General features: G+C 59.4%; 1 protein-coding gene. It reads left to right on the top strand.

Going from position 1 to position 1,139, the window contains the following annotated elements:
• Window positions 1–105 precede the first annotated feature (105 nt).
• The coding region (tssK, locus tag AC2A06_RS18570; protein WP_484381267.1) for a type VI secretion system baseplate subunit TssK at window positions 106–1,139 on the top strand (1,034 nt) is incomplete at its 3' end.

Genomic DNA, 1,139 nt, shown 5'->3' with positions numbered 1-1,139 from the left:
GAAGGGATGGATATCAACCTGTCACTGGTTTCGCAGATGCCAAAAGCCAAAGCCTAAGGCAGGTGAAGTGTGAAAACGGAACAACCGTTATGGGGGCGGGGGATCATGGTCTCGCCCCAGCATTTCCAGCAGCAGGCCGCGTATGCGGCCTGGTCAACGGAATGTCTGGCACAGATGGGTTTGACGCATCCCTGGGGCGTGCTCCAGGCGGCGTTTGACCTTGACGCGTTAAAACTGGGGCGCCTTCAGGGGCGCCATTTGCAGGTGCGCTTTCAGGATGGCACGTTGGTCGATACCGACAATGCCGATAGCCTGCCGCCGGTACTGGCACTCGATACGGCACAGCAGGAGGTGGTGGTGGTGCTGGCGTTGCCGATGTTGCGTGCCAACGGCGGCAACTGCCTTACCCCAGAGGAAGTGGCGGAGCGCCCGACCCGTTATCGTCAGCGTTGGCGTGATGTGCGCAATCAATTTGGCGATGACACCCGCCAGATAGCCATTTTGCAGCCCGAACTGACATTACGTTTTGCTCACCAGAATAACAGTGACTACCTGGTTTGCCCGGTGGCGCGCTTGCAGCAGGATATGCAGGGTGCCTGGTCACTGGATGACACCTTTCTGCCGCCGTTGCTGAAGGTGGAAAGCAGCCGTTGGTTGTTGAACCAGCTTGAACAACTGATGACCCAGTTGCGCGCGCGGTTGACCCGCCTGATGGCGATGCGCCGTGAGAGCAATGAACGCATGGCGGATTTTGCCGTCGCCGATGTGTCGCTGTTCTGGTTGCTCAATGCGCTCAACAGTGCCGAACCGGTGTTGGGGCAGTTCCTGCGTTTTCCCCAAAGTCCACCGGAGCGGCTCTATCCTGAACTGGCGCGTCTGGCGGGCAGTCTGCTGACGTTCTCGCTGGAGCATCAGGTCAGTGCGATACCGGCCTGGCAGCATGAGCAACTCAATGAGGTGTTTCCGCCGCTGTTTGATTTGCTCGGTGACTTGCTGGAAGCCAGCCTGCCATCACGGGTGGTGTCCATTGAGCTCGAGCACGACAAGCGTCTGCATCAGTGGTTGGCGCGTCTGCAAGACCCGCGTCTGCGCGAAGGGGCGGATTATTACCTCTCGGTGCGTTCACCGCTGCCGGTGGC

The organism is Serratia sp. HNCC26DJ244 (assembly GCF_057180565.1).
The sequence above is the reverse complement of the archived record's forward strand: the minus strand, read 5'-3'. Positions and strand labels throughout refer to the sequence as shown.